This window comes from Streptomyces sp. NPDC005803, assembly GCF_040630435.1.
GTDB lineage: Bacteria > Actinomycetota > Actinomycetes > Streptomycetales > Streptomycetaceae > Streptomyces.
This window is the reverse complement of sequence record NZ_JBEXXO010000002.1, coordinates 331,350-349,184: the sequence shown is the minus strand read 5'-3', so window position 1 is coordinate 349,184 and position 17,835 is coordinate 331,350. Positions and strand designations below refer to the sequence as shown.

Here is a 17,835-nt window from a genome sequence, read left to right as displayed (position 1 = left end):
GGCCGCCCCTGCACGGACGTGCTCCCGCTGCCCGCGGTACGCCGGGCCGCCCCGCCACCGGCGGCCGGGTGCCGGGCGATGGCCGAACTGCCCGGCGGCGTCTTCCGGATGGGCGACGGCTTCGGAGAGGGCTACCTCGCCGACCGTGAGGGGCCGGTGCGTGACGTGGCCGTGGCCCCGTTCGCCATCGACACCACCGCCGTCAGCAACGCCGACTGGGCCGCCTTCGCCGACGCCACCGGCTACCGCACCGACGCCGAGAGGCACGGCAGCTCCTACGTGTTCCACCTGCTCGTCCACCCGGCCGCCGGGCACCACGTCATCGGCCGGGTGCCGGGCGCCCCCTGGTGGCTGGGCGTCGAAGGAGCGTACTGGCAGGCGCCCGAAGGACCCGGCTCCCATGTCACCGACCGGGCGGACCACCCCGTCGTCCACGTCTCCCACGACGACGCGCTCGCCTACTGCGACTGGGCCGGCCTGCGGCTGCCCACCGAGGCCGAATGGGAGTACGCCGCCCGCGGCGGCCACGACGGCCTCCGCTACCCGTGGGGCGACGAACTCGCCCCCGGCGGACGCGAGAGGTGCAACATCTGGCGCGGACCGTTCCCGCACCGCTCGGACCGGCCGGGCGGCCGGACGGGCACCGTGCCCGTCACCGCGTACGAGCCCAACGGATACGGCCTCCACAACACCTCGGGCAACGTCTGGGAGTGGTGTGCCGACGCCTTCGGGCCCGGCGAGCGCGTCATCCGCGGCGGCTCCTACCTGTGCCACGCCTCGTACTGCAACCGCTACCGCGTCGCCGCCCGCTCCCACAACACCCCCGACTCCTCGACCGGCCACGGCGGCTTCCGCTGCGCCCGCGATCTCACACCCGTCCCCGCCGCGGAAGGATCCACCACCCGATGAAGGCCGTCATGGTGATGTTCGACAGCCTCAACCGGCATCTGCTGCCGCCCTACGGCGCCGACTGGATCCACGCCCCGAACTTCCGCCGTCTCGCCGACCGCACGGTCACCTACGACACGTGCTACGCGGGCTCCATGCCGTGCATGCCGGCCCGGCGCGAACTGCACACCGGGCGCCACAACTTCCTCCACCGTGGCTGGGGACCGCTGGAGCCCTTCGACGACTCGATGCCCGAACTCCTGAAGCGGCACGGCGTCTACACCCACCTCGTCAGCGACCACCAGCACTACTGGGAAGACGGCGGGGCCACGTACCACGGCCGCTACAACTCGTGGGAGTTCTTCCGGGGCCAGGAGGGCGACGCCTGGAAGGGGCAGGTCGCGGAGCCCACGATCCCCGAGGACCTGCGCACCACCCGCAACGACCTGTGGCGCCAGGACTGGGTCAACCGGCAGTACCTGGACACCGAGGCGAAGCAGCCACAGACCCTCACCTTCGACGCCGGTCTCGCGTTCCTGCGGACCAACCACACCGAGGACGACTGGTTCGTGCAGATCGAGACCTTCGACCCGCACGAACCCTTCTTCACCCAGGACCACTACAAGGACCTCTATCCGCACGACTACGACGGGCCGCACTTCGACTGGCCCGACTACAACCGGGTCACCGAGACGAAGAGCCAGGAGAACCACGCCCGTTACGAGTACGCGGCGCTGCTCTCGATGTGCGACCACTCGCTCGGCCGGGTCCTCGACGCGATGGACGAGCACGGTCTGTGGGACGACACCATGCTCATCGTCTGCACCGACCACGGCTATCTGCTGGGGGAGAAGGGCTGGTGGGCGAAGGTCGTCACCCCCTGGTACAACGAACTCGTCCACACCCCGCTCTTCGTCCACGACCCGCGCAGCCCGGAACGGGCCGGCAGCCGCGATGCCTCGCTCGTGCAGACCATCGACCTCGCCCCGACCCTCCTCGACCTGTTCGGCGCCGCACGCACCCCCGACATGCAGGGCCGCCCGCTGCGCGAGACGCCGGACGCCCGACAGCCACGTGACTCGGCTCTGTTCGGCATGTTCGGCGGCCATGTGAACGTCACCGACGGCCGGTACGTCTACATGCGGGCGTGCCACGACGACAGCAACCAGCCCTTGTTCGAACACACCTTGATGCCGACCCGGATCCGTGGCCGGTTCACCCCCGGAGAACTGTCGGACCTGACCCTGGCCGAACCGTTCGGCTTCACCAAGGGCGTACGCACCCTCAGGATCGCGGCCAGCCCCTCCCCGCTGCTCGGGCCGCAGCGCTTCGGCACCCTCCTGTTCGACCTCGACACCGACCCGCACCAGGAGAAGCCGCTCGTCGACGACCGCGTCGAACTGCGCATGATCCGGCTTCTGGTGGAGCGGCTGAGGGCGAGCGAGGCACCCGCCGACCAGTACACCCGGCTCGGTCTCCCGTACGATCCGGACGAGGTCGGCGAGGCCCATCTCCTCGTCGCCGCCCAGCGCGAGCGTGCCGAGGCGGCCCGTGAACCCGCCGCCCGTTCCGACGAGTTCGCCGAGGGCGCGCTGAACCTCCGTACCCCGCTGGCCCGGCTCCTGGCCGAGCCCGCCGCCACCGAGGCGATCCGCCGGATCGTCCCCGGACTGCTCGACACCGAACTGCTGACCGTCCGCGGCGCCGGGACCCTCCTCCAGATCGCGGCCTTCGCCGGACACCCCGGGCGCGCCCAGCTCACCGTCCTGGCCGACGAACTGGCCCGTCTCTTCCCGCCCGCCCCGACGCCCGACTCCCCGGAGGCGGTGACAGCGACGTCCCAGGCGCCGGCGGCGCTCGAGTGAGCCCACGGCGACCGAGGCGGTATCCGTTGCCCCGGCGGCCTGCCGCGCCGACGGCGTCGCAGGACCGGTCCCGCCCCACCTCGTCGCCCGGGCGACGTCACCGATAGTGCCCCAGCACACGACATCGTTGTCAGACCAACCGTGCAGGCGACTCGTGCATGCCCGTCCGTCGGCCCTGTCGCCCGAATGGCGGCAGCCGACGGGCAGGGTTAACGTCGTGGGAGCGGACGACCGCGTTCGCCGATGGCCTGATTTCCGCTGACGGCTTGAGTGGCAAGCAAACCCATGACGGGCTCCCACGCGACATCCCGACAGGCTGCCGACTCCCCGAGGAAGGGACGAGGCAGCGGGATCGCCCTTCTCGTCATCTGCTCGTGCCAGTTGATGGTGGTCCTCGACATCACCATCGTGAACATCGCCCTCCCGCACATCCAGAGCTCGCTGGGCTTCTCGACCGAGAACCTCTCCTGGGTCATCAACGCCTACACCCTGACGTTCGGAGGGCTGCTCCTGCTGGGCGGGCGCCTCGGGGACATCCTCGGGCGGCGCAGAGTCTTCATGTTCGGCGTCGCCCTCTTCGTCTTCGCCTCCCTGCTCGGCGGTCTCTCCCAGGAGGCGTGGCAACTGCTCGCCGCGCGCTCCCTCCAGGGCGTCGGAGGCGCGATCGCGTCGCCGACCGCGCTCTCGCTCATCACCACGACCTTCCGCGAAGGACCGGAACGCAACAGGGCGTTCGGCGTGTTCGCGGCCGTCTCGGCCGGAGGCAGCGCCATTGGGCTCCTGGCGGGCGGAGTGCTGGTGGAATGGCTCGACTGGCGGTGGATCTTCTTCGTCAACGTCCCCATCGGGCTGCTGATCGTGCTCGCCACGCGCCGCTACATCCGCGAGTCCGCGCGCCACCCCGGCCACTTCGACGTCGTCGGCGCACTGACGGCGACGCTCGGCATGGTGTGCCTCGTCTACGGATTCATCCGCGCCTCCGAAGAAGGCTGGAGCGACACCCTCACCCTGGTGGCCTTCGCCGTGGCCGTGGTGCTGCTCGGCCTGTTCATCGCGATCGAGAGCCGGTCCAGGCAGCCCATCACGCCGCTGTGGATGTTCCGCGACCGCAACCGCGCCGGCACGTACGGAATGATGCTGAGCCTCGCCGCGGCGATGTTCGGCATGTTCTTCTTCCTGACCCTGTTCGTGCAGAACATCCTGAACTTCAGCCCGCTGAGAACCGGCCTCGCCTTCCTCCCGGTCAGCGTCATCATCGCGATCGGCGCCGGGATCACCTCCCGGCTGCTCCCCAGGTGGGGCCCGAAACCCTTCATGGTGACGGGCTCCCTGCTGGCCGCCGTGGGCCTCGGCTGGCTGACGCAGACCGACGTCCACAGCACGTACCTGGGCAGTCTCCTGGGCCCGGTGCTGGTGTTCGGCCTCGGCATGGGCCTGCAGTTCGTGTCGCTGACGCTGATGGCCGTTTCGGGGGTCGAGTCGAAGGAGGCCGGTGCGGCGTCCGGCATCCTCAACACCACGCAGCAGGTGGGCGGGTCGCTGGGTCTGTCCATTCTTGTCACGGTCTTCGGTACGGCCAGCCGTAACGAGGCCACCGATCAGGTGCCGAAATTCCTGGCGGACGCGACGCCGGCGCAGCTGGCGGAGTTCCGCAGGACCGGCCAGCTGCCGGGAGGGTGGGGTGACCAGGTCCTGGCATCGGGTGTCTCCACCGCGTTCGTCGCCGCAGCCGCCTTCGCCGTCGTCGCCGCGCTGATCGCCCTGGTCGTCATCCAGGTGCGGCCCTCGGACCTGGAACGCCTGCGGGGAGACGGGGCGATGCCGGGCGCGGCGGCCGACGAGCCGGCGGAAGGGGCGACGGCCCCCGGCGCGCGGGGCTCCGACGAGCAGCCCCCGGGCCCGGGCGGTGGCAAGGGCCCCGGCCCCGGGCCATGACTCCGTGGATCGCCTGCTCCCGACGGCGCGGCAGTCCGCCGCGCGGCGGCGCCGCCGAGTCCGCCCTCGGGGGTGGCGAACCGCGGTGGGTGACCCCGGCGGGTGACGGGCCCCTCGCCCCCGTCACCCGCACGCGGGGCCCTCAGCCCTTGACCGTGAACCCCGCCCGCAGGAGGACGTCGTCGCGCGACGACGGACCTACGAGGAGTTCGAACGCACCCGGCTCGACGATCCGCCGGCCCGCGGCGTCCACCAGGCTGCAGTCGGCGACGGGCAGTTCGATGACGACCTCCCGCGACTCGCCGGGGGCGAGCGCCACCTGACGGTAGGCCTTGAGCTCCTTCTCCGCCCAGGTCACGGAGGTCACCGTGTCGCTGACGTACGCCTGCACGGTCTCCAGCGCGGAGCGCTGACCCGTGTTGCGGACGACAACGCGCGCCCGCAGCGTGTCACCCGGGCCGAGGACGTCGGTGAGCACCTCCAGGTCCGCGTACGCGACCGTCGTGTAGCTGAGGCCCTCGCCGAAGACGAATGCCGGACGCTGCGTCAGGTCGGCGTAGCGGGTGCCGTGCTGGCCGCGCACCTGGTTGTAGTACGTCGGCTGCTGCCCCGCATGGCGTGCGAAGGAGACGGGCAGCCGCCCGGACGGCTCGACGAGACCGAGCGCGAGTTCGGCGACGGCCCGGCCGCCGCGCATCCCCGGGTTGAAGGCGTGCACGATCGCCGCGGCGCGGTGGGCGGACGGCGGCAGCACGAGCGGCTTGGAGCTGATGACGACCACGACGAGAGGCTTGCCCGTCGCGGCCAGCGCGTCGAGGAGCGCGACCTGGCCGCCGACCAGCTCCAGGGTGGCCGTGGAGCGGCCCTCACCGACGAGCTCGATGCGGTCACCCACGACCGCGACGACGTAGTCGGCCGCCTCCGCCGCGGCGACCGCCTCGGTGATCAGGGCCTCGTTCGGCTCCGCCGGGACGACGATCTCCGGACGCGGCTGCCCGTCGGGGAAGAAGGCGCCCTCCGGGTCCGGGCCCACGGTCAGGATGTCGGCGCCCCGGGCGTGCGTGACGCTCCAGCCGTCCGGCACGTGCTCGCGGAAGCCGTCCAGCACGGTACGGATCATGGCCCGCGGATGCCCGTCCGGCAGCCAGTCCGCCTGGCCGGACGAGCCCGCCCAGTCGCCGAGCTGGGTCTGCGCGTCGTCGGCGTTGGGGCCGATGACGGCGACCGTGCGCGGCGCGGAGCCCGCGCCCGCGACCGCGCGCCCGTCGGGACCGGCCTCGAACCCGCCGGCCAGCGGCAGTGTGCCGTCGTTGGTCAGGAGCACCAGCGAGCGGCGGGCCACCTCCAGGTTCAGCCCGGCGTGGTCCGCGCTGCCGATGACGGCGGCCTGGCGGTCGCGGTCGGGGTGGCGCGGGTTCTCGAACAGGCCCAGCTCGAACTTGAGGGTCAGGATGCGCCGGACCGCCGCGTCGATCTCCGCCTCGTCGAGCGTGCCGGCGGCGACCGCCTCCTGCGCCCCGCCGAAGAACGCCGGCGTCGTCATCACCATGTCGTTGCCCGCCCGGACGGCGGCGGCGGCCGCCTGCGTGTGGTCGGCGTACACGTGCTGCTCCCACACCATGCGCCCGACGTTGTCCCAGTCGGTCACCAGCGTTCCGGTGTAGCCCCACTCGCCGCGCAGCACCTCGTTCAGCAGCCAGTCGTTGACCGTGACCGGCACCCCGTCCATGGACTGGTAGCCGAGCATGAACGTCCGGCAGCCCTCACGGGCGACCCGCTCGAAGGGCGGCAGGAACCACGAGCGCAGCTTGCGCCGGGAGAGGTCGGCCTCGCTGGCGTCCCGGCCGCCCTGGGTCTCGGAGTATCCCGCGAAGTGCTTTGCGCACGCGAGGACCGCGGTCGGATCGTCCAGCCCGTCGCCCTGGTAGCCGCGCACCATGGCCGAGGCGAGCTCGCCGATGAGGAAGGGGTCCTCACCGAACGTCTCGCTCACCCGGCCCCAGCGCAGGTCCCGGGTGATGCACAGGACCGGGGAGAACGTCCAGTGGACCCCGGTCGCGGCCACCTCGACGGCCGTCGCCCGGGCGACGCGCTCCACGAGCTCCGGGTCCCAGGTCGCCGCCATGCCGAGCTGGGTGGGATAGATCGTGGCGCCCTCCCAGAACGAATGACCGTGGATGCAGTCCTCCGCGACGAGCAGCGGAATCCGGAGCCGGGTCCGCTCGGTGAGCGCGGCCGCCTCCAGGACCCGGTCCGGGGAGGCGTGGAGGATCGACCCCGCGTGCATCTCCTCGATGAGGTGCCGTACCCCGTCCTTCGCGTTCAGTTGAAGCATCTGGCCGACCTTCTCCGGCAGCGTCATCCGGCCGACCAGGTCGGCGACGCGCTCGGGGACGGACAGTGCGGGGTCGAGATAGGGCAGGCAGGAGCCCACGGGAGTTCCTTTCACAACGTCGGTGACGTTCTCACCGGGCGGATACCTGGACGGTGAGGAGCGGCGGCGCACGCGCGGCCGTCCCTCACCTCCGACGTGTCGTGACCGCGTTCCGGCGGTTGCGGGGGACGGGCAGGCCGCGGGCGCACGCGCGGCGGCCGGCTGTGGGCGCCGGGCCGGCCGGTGGCTGCGTTCATCGTCTGCGGTCTCCTGCTGTCGGCGCAGCGTGGCGCTCACGGGATGGCACGGCGAGGCTCTGCCCGGCCGCTGAGGACCACCGTACGCTGAATACCGACCGGGTGGTAAGTATGTAGATGTGCGACTGTACGCAGAGGTGCCGTCCGACATGAGCGGGGAGTGTGGCGAGTGACGGGTCAGGCACGTCGTGGCTACGCGAAGGGCCGCGCCAAGCGCGGGGAGATCCTGGACCAGGCCATGGCCCTGTTCGGCGAGGCCGGCTACCGGGGCGCCTCGCTGCGTGTGATCGCGACCCGCTGCGGCATCTCCCACCCTGGGCTGCTGCATCACTTCCCCACCAAGGAGTCGCTGCTGCTCGCGGTCCTCGAACACCGCGACGAGGTGGACGGCCAGTGGCTCTCCGTCGGCGGCCCCACGGGCGTGGACCGCCTGCGCCGGCTGGTCGACCTGGCCGCGCTGAACGCCGAACGGCGGGGAATCGTCGAGCTGTTCTCCGTGCTCGCCGCCGAGGCCACCTCCGTCGACCACCCGGCTCACGCCTACTTCGTCGAGCGGTACCGCGACTCGGTCGCGACCACCGCCGTCTCCTACGCGGAGGCCCGCGACGCGGGGGACCTCCGGGACGGGATCGCTCCCGGCGAGGCGGCGCAGCAGCTGATCGCGCTCATGGACGGACTCCAGACGCAGTGGCTGCTCAGCGGCTGCGCCACGGACATGGCGGGCGTTCTGCGCGCCCACGTGCAGGCGCAGTTGACCGTACGGCTCTGAGCGGCGGCGGCCGGCCGGGGCGTCCCGGGCAAGGCCGTCATGTCCGGAGTCGGGGAGTCCACTTGAGAAGAGGGGCGCTGGATGGCGCCGGACCTCTTTACGGCCTTGTCATGTGCCGGTAACTTCCCTGCTGCAAGAGATTGCAGCAACATTCCGGCTGAACTTTCAGCCGGAACGCACCCCCATCGTCAGGGCCTTGAGGCGCGTCAGGGTTTCCGGCGGGACGGCGCAGATCCCCGACCCTGCGTCCTGGACGCCACGGCACCGCAGTCGCCGTGGCCCTTCCCTGGAGACACCGATGAAACGCACCCCTCACAGGCTGCTGAGGCGCCCCCTGGCCGCGGCGACGGCCGCGGCCGCAGTGCTCGGCCTGTTCACCGCGCTGCCGGGCACCCCTGATCTCGACGCCAAGCCCGTCGCCGCCTCCGAGACCTCCACGACCGTCTTCTACTACACCAGGACGAAGAACTGGGCGGCCTACAACCTGCATTACGCGCCGGACGGCGGTTCCTGGACGGCGGTGCCCGGCGTGGCGATGGAGGCCGCCTGCACCGACTGGGTCAAGAAGACCGTGCCCCTCGGGACCGCGCAAGGGCTGCAGGCGACCTTCAACAACGGCTCGGGCGTCTGGGACAACAACGCCGGGAACAACTACGACCTGGGCAGTGGGAACATCACCGTCAAGGACGGGGTCGTGGCCCACAGCGACCCGTGCGCGGGGACCGGCCCGGACCCGAGCCCGAGCCCCACCGGCGACGGGGCGAACACCGCCTCGGTGTACTACTCCACGGCCACGGTCGGCTGGACGACCACCAACCTGCACTACCAGCCCGCGGGCGGCTCCTGGACCGCGGTGCCCGGCGTCGGCATGGAGCCCGCCTGCACCGGCTGGGTGAAGAAGACGGTCGGGCTCGGCGCGGCCACCTCCATGCAGGCCGTGTTCAACAACGGCAACGGGGTCTGGGACAACAACAACGGCGGCAACTACACGATCCCCGCCGGCGTCAGCACGGTGAAGGACCGCGCGGTCGTCAAGGACGCCAAGGACCCGTGCGTCGCCGAACCGCCGGACACCGAGGCGCCGACCGTGCCCACCGTGGTGACGGCCAAGGCCGACGGGGTGGCCGTCGTGCTCACCTGGGAACCCTCCACCGACAACAAGAAGGTGACCAAGTACCAGGTCACCAGGACCGGAGGCACCAAGAGCAGCGTCGTCACCGACGTGAGCTCGACGGTGCTGTCCGAGTCGAACCTGGAGGAGAACACCGCCTACACCTACACCGTCAAGGCGGTCGACGCGGCGGGCAACACCTCTGCCGCCTCCGCCGCCGCGAAGGCGACCACGGGGGTGAGGCCGCCGACGGCCGCCCAGGGCACGCCGCTGGGCACCGACCCGCGCAAGGACCCGATCTACTTCGTCCTGACCGCCCGCTTCAACGACGGGGACGCGAGCAACAACCGGGGCGGCAGCCAGGACGTGAAGTCCGGCAACGCCGCCAACAACGACCCCATGTTCCGGGGCGACTTCAAGGGCCTGGTCAACAAGCTCGACTACATCAAGGGCCTCGGCTTCTCGGCCATCTGGATCACCCCGGTCGTCCTGAACCGGTCCGACTACGACTACCACGGCTACCACGGCTACGACTTCTACAAGGTCGATCCCCGCCTGGAGTCCGCCGGAGCCTCGTACCAGGACCTGATCAACGCGGCCCACGCCAAGGGCGTCAAGATCTACCAGGACGTCGTCTACAACCACTCCTCGCGCTGGGGCGCCAAGGGCCTGTTCACCCCGCCCGTCTACGGGGTCCGGGACAGCCAGTGGAGCTGGTACTACGACGAGAAGAACGAAGGCTTCGAGTACGACGGACTCACCGTCGACCCCAAGAGCGGCAAGTCGTACTACAACGGCGACCTGTGGTCCACGGCGGAGCCCGCGGGCAACACCTGTCTCAACTGGGGCAAGCCGACCGGAGCCACCTCGCCCGAGGGCTACAAGATCTACAACTGCCAGTGGCCGAACCCGACCTCGGGCATGTTCCCCAAGGTCTACTACCACAACTGCTGGCTGGGGAACTGGGAGGGCGAGGACTCCCGCTCGTGCTGGCTGCACGAAGACCTGGCCGACTTCAACACCGAGTCCGCACCGGTCCAGAACTACCTGATCGGCGCGTACGACAAGTACATCGACATGGGCGTCGACGGCTTCCGCATCGACACCGCCGTCCACATCCCCCGCACCACCTGGAACCGCCGCTTCCTGCCCGCGATCCAGGAGCGGGTCACCCAGCGGTTCGGCGCCGAGGCCGCCAAGAACTTCCTGGTCTTCGGCGAGGTCGGCGCGTTCGTCAACGACAAGTGGAACCGCGGGTCGGTCAACCACTCCGCGCAGTTCTTCACCTGGAAGGAACGCAAGGAGTACGACGCCGACGACACCAAGGCCGCCCTGGAGATGTACAACTACGAGGAGCAGCTCGGCACCGGTGCGCAGCCGACCTCGGACAACGCGTTCCTGAACGGCAACGCGTACCACGCACCGGACTACAGCAAGTTCTCCGGCATGAACATCATCGACATGCGCATGCACATGAACTTCGGTGATGCCACGAACGCCTACAACAACGGCAAGGACTCCGACGACTCGACGAACGACGCGACGTACAACGTCGTCTACGTCGACAGCCACGACTACGGCCCCAACAAGAGCAGTGAGCGCTACACGGGCGGCACCGACGCCTGGGCCGAGAACATGGCCCTGATGTGGACCTTCCGCGGCATCCCCACCCTCTACTACGGATCGGAGATCGAGTTCCAGGCCGGCAAGCGGATCGACTGCGGCCCGACCTGTCCGCTGGCCACGACCGGGCGGGCCTACTACGGTGACCACCTCGCGGGGAACGTCACGTCCTCGGAGTTCTCCAAGGTCGACTCCGCCACCGGTGAGGTGGCCAACACGCTGGCCAAGCCCCTGGTCAAGCACGTCCAGCGGCTCAACCAGATCCGCCGGGCCGTGCCCGCCCTGCAGATGGGCCAGTACTCCACCGAGGGCATCACCGGCCAGATGGCGTACAAGCGCCGCTACACCAGCGGTACGACGGACAGCTTCGCACTCGTCACCGTCACCGGCGGCGCCTCGTACACCGGGATCCCCAACGGCACGTACAAGGACGCCGTCACCGGCGACACGCGGGTCGTCACCGACGGGAAGCTCACCGTCGCGGCACCGGGCAAGGGCAACATGCGCGTCTACGTGCTGAACGGCCCGGGCATGATCGGCACGGCCGGCCCCTACCTGAAGTAGGCGGACACCAGCGGGACTCGTCCCGCCACGCGAGCGCCCCGGCGGACCGGAATCCCGGCCCGCCGGGGCGCACGCGTCAGCGGTGGTACGCGGCTACGAGCCGTCGCCGTCCGCCGCCAGCAGGGCCTCCCGGCCGATCATGGCCGTGGAGCCCGGTGCCGTACAGGCGAAGGCGCCCGCCACCGCGCCCAGCCGGGCGGATTCCCGGGCGTCCCGGCCGTCGAGTCTGCCGTACAGGAACCCGGTGACGAACGCGTCGCCCGCGCCGTTGCTGTCCACCACCGGCGCCGGCGGCACGGTCGCCGGGACGTGGTGCGGGTCCCGGCCGCCGTCGCGGGTCAGTACGTAGGAGCCCCGGGCGCCCGCCGTCGCGACCACCGTCCCGGCCCGGCCCTCACCGAGGATCTCCCGCATCAGCGCGGGTGTCCGGTCGCCGGTCGCCGCCGCGCTGAAGAACACGAGGTCGGACCGGAGCGCGAACTCCCGCTGGTGGTCGGCCAGTCCGTCCCAGTCGTGCAGATCGGTGGAGACCGGGACGCCGAGGGCCTCGATGTCGTCGTAGAGGAAGCGGGTGAAGTTCATGATCGACAGGTGGACGTGGCGGGCACGCCGTAGCCGGGGGAGGTAGAAGTCCCGCGGCATCCGCAGATCCTCCGGATCACGGGCGTCGTAGAACGACATCCGCCGCCCGGTCGCGTCCACCAGGTTGACCGCACGACGGGTGCCCGCCGGAGAGATCAACGGGTGGAACTCCACATCGCCCTCGGCCAGCCTCTGGCGCACCTGCGCGCCGGTCCAGTCGTCGCCGATGCAGTCGAGCAGCGCGACGTCCAGCCCCAGCGCACGAGCGCCTAGAGCCACGTTGCCCCCGGTGTGACCGGGCCACTCCTCGATCGGGCCGACCATGACCGAGTCGGCGAGCGGGACCGGCAGCGCATCGACGCGGACGATCGTGTCCACCCCGCTGCCGCCGACCACCAAGACGTCGTATTCCGTTTGTTGTCGGACCACTGTTCCGCCTCTCCGTTCCCGCCGTGATCAGTATGGCCGAGGCCCGCTCGGGGGTGCGGCGTGCCCCTCCCGCCGCCGCGACGAACTCCGGCCGCGGGGCCGGTCACTTCGCGCGGCGTCGCGAGCGTGGGAGGGGTACGTACTCCGCCCCGGCCCCGCCGGGGCACGTCGCCACGGAGCACGCCCCTTCGGCCACCAGCTCCCAGGGGGACGACAGCCGGCGTGCCCGTCGCCGCCGCGCTCGCCGCCGGGCAGGCGGCCGATCTCTGCGCGCGTGCGGGGCGGCGGCTGGCTATGCTCGATCAGGGGCCGACGACCTGACACAGGGAGGCACCCATGCTGCCGCTGCCCGAACCGCGCGACTTCCCGCCGCGCATCGCCACCGGCGCGTTCATCCTCAATTCCGGCCTGGGCAAGCTCAAGGCGGACGAAGCGACCGCCCAAGGCCTGCACGGCATGGCCTGCACGGCCTACCCGTTCCTCAAGAAGATCGAGCCCGACCGGTTCACCCGGCTGCTGGCCTGGACCGAGATCGCGGTCGGCAGCAGCCTGCTGGTCCCCTTCGTGCCGACCAGGCTCGCGGGGCTCGCTCTCACGGGGTTCTCCGGCGGGCTGGTCGGCCTGTATCTGCGGGTGCCGGGGCTGCGCGAGCCCGGAAGCCTGCGCCCGAGCCTGGACGGCGTCCCGCTGGCCAAGGACACCTGGATGCTCGGCATCGGGCTGGGCTTCCTCGGCGCGAGCAGCCGCCGAAGGGCTGTCGCCGCGCACTGCTGCCACCGGCACCGCAGGTGCGCACACTGACCTACCCGGACGCGCCCCCGTCCGACCCGACGGGGCCCGGGGCGGTGACACGGGACAGCCCCTCTCACCGCCCCGGCGTCATCCGCGTACCCGGGCCACCAGCAGGGCCACGTCGTCAGGGTCCTGCGGGTCCCGCAGCTCGCGCAGCAGCCGGTCGCAGGACTCCTCCAGCGACGGATCCGGCGCGTGCAGCAGCTCCAGCAGGGTGTCCAGCCGGCTGTCGATGTCGTTGTTCCGGGTCTCCACCAGGCCGTCCGTGTAGAGCACGAGCCGGTCGCCCGGGCCGAGAGGCACGGTGACGTCGCTGAACGGCACACCGCCCACACCGAGCGGCGCCCCGGCCGGCAGGTCGAGCAGGCACGGTTCCCCGCCCCGCGGGATCAGGACCGGCGGGAGATGACCGGCCGTGCTCAACCGGCACCGGCCGGCGGCCGGGTCGTACACGGCGTACACACAGGTGGCGAACGACGGGTCCAGATCGGCGGTGATCTCGTCGAGGTGACCCAGCACCTCGGCGGGGTGGAGGCCGAGCCTGGACAGGGTCTGGGTGGCGGTCCGCAGCCGCCCCATCGTCGTGGCCGCGTTGATGCCGCTGCCCATCACATCACCCACCACCAGCGCGGTCCGCCCGTGCCGCAGCCCGATGACGTCGAACCAGTCCCCGCCGACCTCGTACCGCGACGCGGCCGGCTGGTAGCGGGACGCCACCTCCAGACCCGCCGGATCGTGGTGGTTGCGGGGCAGCATGCTGCGCTGGAGGGTGAGTGCGGTCTCCCGCTGCTGCCGGTACAGCCGCGCGTTGTCGATGCTGATCGCCGCACGGGCGGCCAGCTCGGACGCCAGCACCTCGTCGTCCTCGGTGAAGGGCAGCGGATTGTCCGTCCGGATGAGATCGATCGCGCCGAGGACCTCGCCCCGCGCGATCAGCGGCACCGCCAGGTAGGAGTGCGCGCCCGCCTGCGCGAGCAGCGCGGCCGACCGGCTGTCACGGGCTATCCGCGCCAGTATCCCCGCGTCGAGGTACGGCTCCCGGACCGGCTGAGCGGTCCGCACACACCGGGTGATCAGCCGGTCGGCGCCGTACTGGGCGGCGTGGCCCGGCGGATCCGCCGCCTCCACCACGGGGTTCGGCCGCGCCGCCACGACGGCCAGGGCCTGGATGAGGAGCGGTCCCTCGGTCAGGCCGGGGCGCCCCTTCAGGACGCTGTCGAGGACGTCGACCGCGGCGACGTCGGCGAGTTCCGGCACGGTGACCTCGGCCAGCTCGCGGGCCGTCTGCTCCAGATCCAGCGTGGTGCCGATGCGTACCGAGGCGTCGGCGATCAGCGCCAGGCGGTGCCGGGCGCGCTCGGCCTCGGCAGCCGCCCGGTAACGGTCGGTCACGTCGATCAGCGACACGGCCATCCCCAGCACCCTTCCCCCGGAGTCGTCCAGCCGGTGCAGCGACACCCGCCACGCGCGGTCGGTGTCCGGATCGGCAGGGGTGCGGCCCACCACTTCGTGCGACACCTGCGGCACCCCACTCCTGAGGACCTCGTGCATCGCCGCCTTGATCGTCTCGGAGTCCAGGAACGGCAAGACCTCCGCCACGCGTCGGCCCAGGTGCTCGCCGGCACTCAGCCCGTCCATCCGCTCCAGCGCGCCGTTGGCGGCCAGATAGCGCAGTTCGCCGTCCAGGACCGCCAGGCCGATCGGTGACTGGTCGACCAGCCGCACGGAGAGCGCGAGGTCGCGCTCCACCTCACGCAGCGTCGCCCCGTCCGCGGCCAGTCCCAGCGCGTAGAAGTCCCCGCGGTCGTCCTGGAGCCTCATGTTGCGGAACTCCAGCAGCCGGGAGGTGCCGTCCTTGTGCCGCACGGGAAAGACGCCCGCCCACGCCTCGCCGCTGCCCATCACCTCGGAGAACAGCCGCAGCACCAGCTCGAAGTGTTCCTCGTCGATGAGGACCCGGGCGGCGAGCCGGCCCAGCGCCTCCTCGGGCGCGTAGCCGAGCAGCTGCTCCGCCTGGGGGCTCCACAGCACGATGCGCCCGTCGGTGTCCAGCACCATCGCCGCCACCCCGAGGACGTCCAGCAGACCGCCTTCCGGGGAACGGTGCACGCCCTGCCGGCGCGCGCCGCCCCAGTCGGTCCGCATGTCATCAGTGCCGCCCACAGACGATCCTTCCCATGCAGTCACCGCGCCCGGACGCAGGTCCGCTGTCTCCCATGGTCGCCCCGGAGTGACCACCCCCGCAGCTCCGACGGCAGCGAAGCCCGCGCCGCAGGGGTTTCGGATGCCTCAGGGCGGTCACCCGCAGCGTACGAAGCCGAATGGACGAACACGACCGTAAGGAGAGTGAGACCCCATGGAGAACTGGCGCACGCGGGCGGCATGCCGCGAGGAGGACCCCGACCTGTTCTTCCCCATCGGGAGCACCGGCCCCTCGCTGGTCCAGACCGAGGACGCCAAGGCGGTGTGCCGGGGCTGCCCCGTCCGGGAGGAGTGCCTGCGGTGGGCCCTGGACAACGGCCAGGACGCCGGGGTGTGGGGTGGTCTGAGCGAGCTCGAACGACGGGCACTTAAGCGCCGCTCGCGCAGGCAGGTCAAGGACCGCGGCTAGCGACGAGACGGCGTCAGGACCTCGCGGGGCGTGTCGATGGCGGGACGTGGGCGAGGGAGCGGACAAGGTGAGGGCATGAACGTCGCAGACATCCTGACCGAGGGGTACGCCCGCATCAGGGAAACGGTGCACGCGGCCGTCGAGGGTCTCGGACCGGACGACCTCAACGCCCGCCTCGATGAGGGGGCGAACTCGATCGCCTGGCTGGTCTGGCATCTGACCCGCGTCCAGGACGACCACATCGCGGACGCGGAGGGAACCGAGCAGGTCTGGTTCACCGAGGACTGGGCCTCACGTTTCGATCTGCCGGTCGCCCGGAGCGCCACCGGATACGGACACAGCAGCGAGCAGGTCGGCGCCGTACGGGTCGGCTCGGCGGAGCTGCTGCTCGGGTACTACGACGCCGTGCACGCACGGTCGGCCGCCTTCGTCCGGGGACTCGACGGCAAGGCACTCGACCGCATCGTCGACGAGGCCTGGTCGCCACCCGTCACCCTGGGCGTCCGGCTGATCAGCGTCCTGTCGGACGACCTCCAGCACGCCGGGCAGGCGGCCTTCGTCCGGGGCTGCCTGGAACGCGGGCAGGCACCCGGCCGGCCGCACCGGGCCGGACCCGCGAGCCCGGCCTGAGCGCACCGCGGGCCCTGATCACCCGGCCGACGGGCCGGACGCGCCGCGGGTACGGGCGAAGTGCCCCGGGCCCGTGCCCACGACCCGCTTGAAGTGGCGGGTCAGATGGGACTGGTCGTAGAAGCCCACGGCGCTCGCCACCTGCGACGCCGGCATCCCTCCGAGGAGCAGCCGGCGCGCGAGATCCACGCGGCGACCCGTCATGTACGAGTGCGGTGCCATGGCGAACTCCCGGCTGAAGGCCCGCACGAGATGCGCGTGATGGGCATGCAGCCGCAGGGCCGCCTCCTGGAGCGTGATCCCCTCCACGAACCGTTCGTCGAGCAGGTCCCGCAGCCGGTGCGCGATCCTGCGGTCGTGGACGTAGCGCGCGGGCTCCGGACGGCTGCGCAGATGACGGTCGAGACGCTCGGCGACCAGGGCGAGCCGGCTCGCCGCCTCCAACTCGTCCCCCGGCCCGGCGAGCGTCGTGTGCAGGCGGGCGATCCCGCGGCGCAGGGCCGGGTCGTGCACGACGGGCCGGTCGACGGCCATCCCGACGAGTTCCTCGTCGACCTGGCCCACGTCGAGGTACAGGACGCGCTTGCGGAACCCCGCGGCGGTGGCGGCGCCGCCGTTGTGCGGGACGTGCGGAGGCAGCAGGGTCACCACGTCCGTGAGCACTCCGTGCTCGTGACGGTCGAGGTCGTAGCGGACCATGCCCTCGTCCACGATCAGCAGCGTCCAGGCGTCATGCGTGTGCATCGGGTAGGTGTGGTCGGTGAAGCGGGCGTGGAACACCTCTTCGATGCCCGCCACGGACGGACGCCACGCGGTGATGTCCGGACGAGCAGCCATGGGCCGATCGTACGCCCGGCCCGCCGCCTCCGATTCCGGGGACCGCCGTGCAAAGTTCGTACAAGACGGGGCGGCGTCCGGCCGGGCAGGCTCGGCCCCATGACAGACGCACTCGCCCCCGTCCGCTTCGACACCAAGATCGCCGTGCTGCTCCGGGACGACCTGGAGACCTGGCAGCGGCTCAACGTGACGGCCTTCCTGGTCAGTGGGCTCGGCACGGCCGTGCCCGAGGTGATCGGCGAGCCGTACGCCGACGCCGACGACACTCCCTACCTGCCGATGTTCCGTCAGCCGGTGCTGGTCTTCGAAGGCTCGAAAGAACTGCTGACGACCGCCCACACCCGGGCGGTCGGCCGGGGCGTGACCCTGTCGGTGTTCACCTCCGACCTCTTCGCGACGGGCAACGACCGGGACAACCGGGCCGCCGTCCGCGCGGTGCGGCGGGACGGGATGGACCTGGCCGGGCTGGCCGTGTACGGACCCCGCAACGCCGTCGACAAGATCCTCAAGGGAGCGTCGATGCACCACTGAGCAAGCGCTGGACCACCCGTGCCGCCGGGGCGGACGT

Annotated in this window: 13 protein-coding genes; 9 read left to right on the top strand and 4 right to left on the bottom strand. The window is 71.3% G+C overall.

Going from position 1 to position 17,835, the window contains the following annotated elements:
* The first annotated feature begins 78 nt into the window (after positions 1–78).
* The 3 genes from ABZ454_RS04255 (at position 79) to ABZ454_RS04245 (ending at position 4,688) form a co-directional block, all read left to right on the top strand.
* A complete protein-coding gene (locus ABZ454_RS04255; RefSeq protein WP_359536177.1) occupies positions 79–909 on the top strand; it encodes a formylglycine-generating enzyme family protein in 831 nt (276 codons plus the stop codon).
* Positions 906–2,753 carry a sulfatase gene (locus tag ABZ454_RS04250; RefSeq protein WP_359535997.1) on the top strand — a complete coding sequence of 616 codons (1,848 nt, stop codon included), beginning with the start codon at positions 906–908 and terminating at the stop codon, positions 2,751–2,753. The genes ABZ454_RS04255 and ABZ454_RS04250 overlap by 4 nt, the downstream gene beginning before the upstream one ends.
* A gap of 285 nt (positions 2,754–3,038) precedes the next feature.
* A complete protein-coding gene (locus tag ABZ454_RS04245) occupies positions 3,039–4,688 on the top strand; it encodes an MFS transporter (RefSeq protein WP_359535996.1) in 1,650 nt (549 codons plus the stop codon).
* Between the two features lie 142 nt (positions 4,689–4,830).
* On the opposite strand, the gene ABZ454_RS04240 is transcribed toward ABZ454_RS04245, so the two are convergent.
* Positions 4,831–7,122, bottom strand: a complete 2,292-nt coding sequence (locus ABZ454_RS04240; RefSeq protein WP_359535995.1) for a glycoside hydrolase family 3 N-terminal domain-containing protein — start codon at positions 7,120–7,122, stop codon at positions 4,831–4,833.
* Positions 7,123–7,488: 366 nt separating this feature from the next.
* Between ABZ454_RS04240 and ABZ454_RS04235 the strand changes: the two genes are divergently transcribed.
* Positions 7,489–8,088: a TetR/AcrR family transcriptional regulator gene (locus ABZ454_RS04235; RefSeq protein ID WP_356316309.1), complete on the top strand. Its 600-nt coding sequence runs from the start codon at positions 7,489–7,491 to the stop codon at positions 8,086–8,088.
* A 298-nt stretch (positions 8,089–8,386) separates the two neighbouring features.
* Positions 8,387–11,386, top strand: a complete 3,000-nt coding sequence (locus ABZ454_RS04230) for a carbohydrate binding domain-containing protein (protein WP_359535994.1) — start codon at positions 8,387–8,389, stop codon at positions 11,384–11,386.
* Positions 11,387–11,479: 93 nt separating this feature from the next.
* Here the strand turns inward: ABZ454_RS04230 and ABZ454_RS04225 are convergent, their stop codons facing one another.
* Positions 11,480–12,367 carry a carbohydrate kinase family protein gene (locus ABZ454_RS04225; RefSeq protein WP_359536176.1) on the bottom strand — a complete coding sequence of 296 codons (888 nt, stop codon included), beginning with the start codon at positions 12,365–12,367 and terminating at the stop codon, positions 11,480–11,482.
* Between the two features lie 366 nt (positions 12,368–12,733).
* Here ABZ454_RS04225 and ABZ454_RS04220 point away from each other — a divergent pair, with 366 nt between their 5' ends.
* On the top strand, positions 12,734–13,198 hold the full coding sequence (locus ABZ454_RS04220) for a hypothetical protein (RefSeq protein WP_359535993.1): 465 nt from the start codon (positions 12,734–12,736) through the stop codon (positions 13,196–13,198).
* 78 nt (positions 13,199–13,276) lie between these two features.
* On the opposite strand, the gene ABZ454_RS04215 is transcribed toward ABZ454_RS04220, so the two are convergent.
* The gene (locus tag ABZ454_RS04215; RefSeq protein WP_359536175.1) at positions 13,277–15,334 is read right to left on the bottom strand and encodes a SpoIIE family protein phosphatase; all 2,058 of its coding nucleotides are present in this window, start codon (positions 15,332–15,334) and stop codon (positions 13,277–13,279) included.
* A gap of 211 nt (positions 15,335–15,545) precedes the next feature.
* Between ABZ454_RS04215 and ABZ454_RS04210 the strand changes: the two genes are divergently transcribed.
* Together ABZ454_RS04210 and ABZ454_RS04205 are read left to right on the top strand one after the other, a co-directional pair.
* Positions 15,546–15,800 carry a WhiB family transcriptional regulator gene (locus tag ABZ454_RS04210; RefSeq protein WP_356316317.1) on the top strand — a complete coding sequence of 85 codons (255 nt, stop codon included), beginning with the start codon at positions 15,546–15,548 and terminating at the stop codon, positions 15,798–15,800.
* A gap of 75 nt (positions 15,801–15,875) precedes the next feature.
* Positions 15,876–16,430, top strand: a complete 555-nt coding sequence (locus ABZ454_RS04205) for a DUF664 domain-containing protein (RefSeq protein WP_356316319.1) — start codon at positions 15,876–15,878, stop codon at positions 16,428–16,430.
* An 18-nt stretch (positions 16,431–16,448) separates the two neighbouring features.
* On the opposite strand, the gene ABZ454_RS04200 is transcribed toward ABZ454_RS04205, so the two are convergent.
* Positions 16,449–17,267: an AraC family transcriptional regulator gene (locus ABZ454_RS04200; protein WP_359535992.1), complete on the bottom strand. Its 819-nt coding sequence runs from the start codon at positions 17,265–17,267 to the stop codon at positions 16,449–16,451.
* A gap of 99 nt (positions 17,268–17,366) precedes the next feature.
* On the opposite strand from ABZ454_RS04200, the gene ABZ454_RS04195 reads away from it, so the two are divergent.
* Positions 17,367–17,798: a DUF2000 domain-containing protein gene (locus ABZ454_RS04195; RefSeq protein ID WP_359535991.1), complete on the top strand. Its 432-nt coding sequence runs from the start codon at positions 17,367–17,369 to the stop codon at positions 17,796–17,798.
* Positions 17,799–17,835 lie beyond the last annotated feature (37 nt).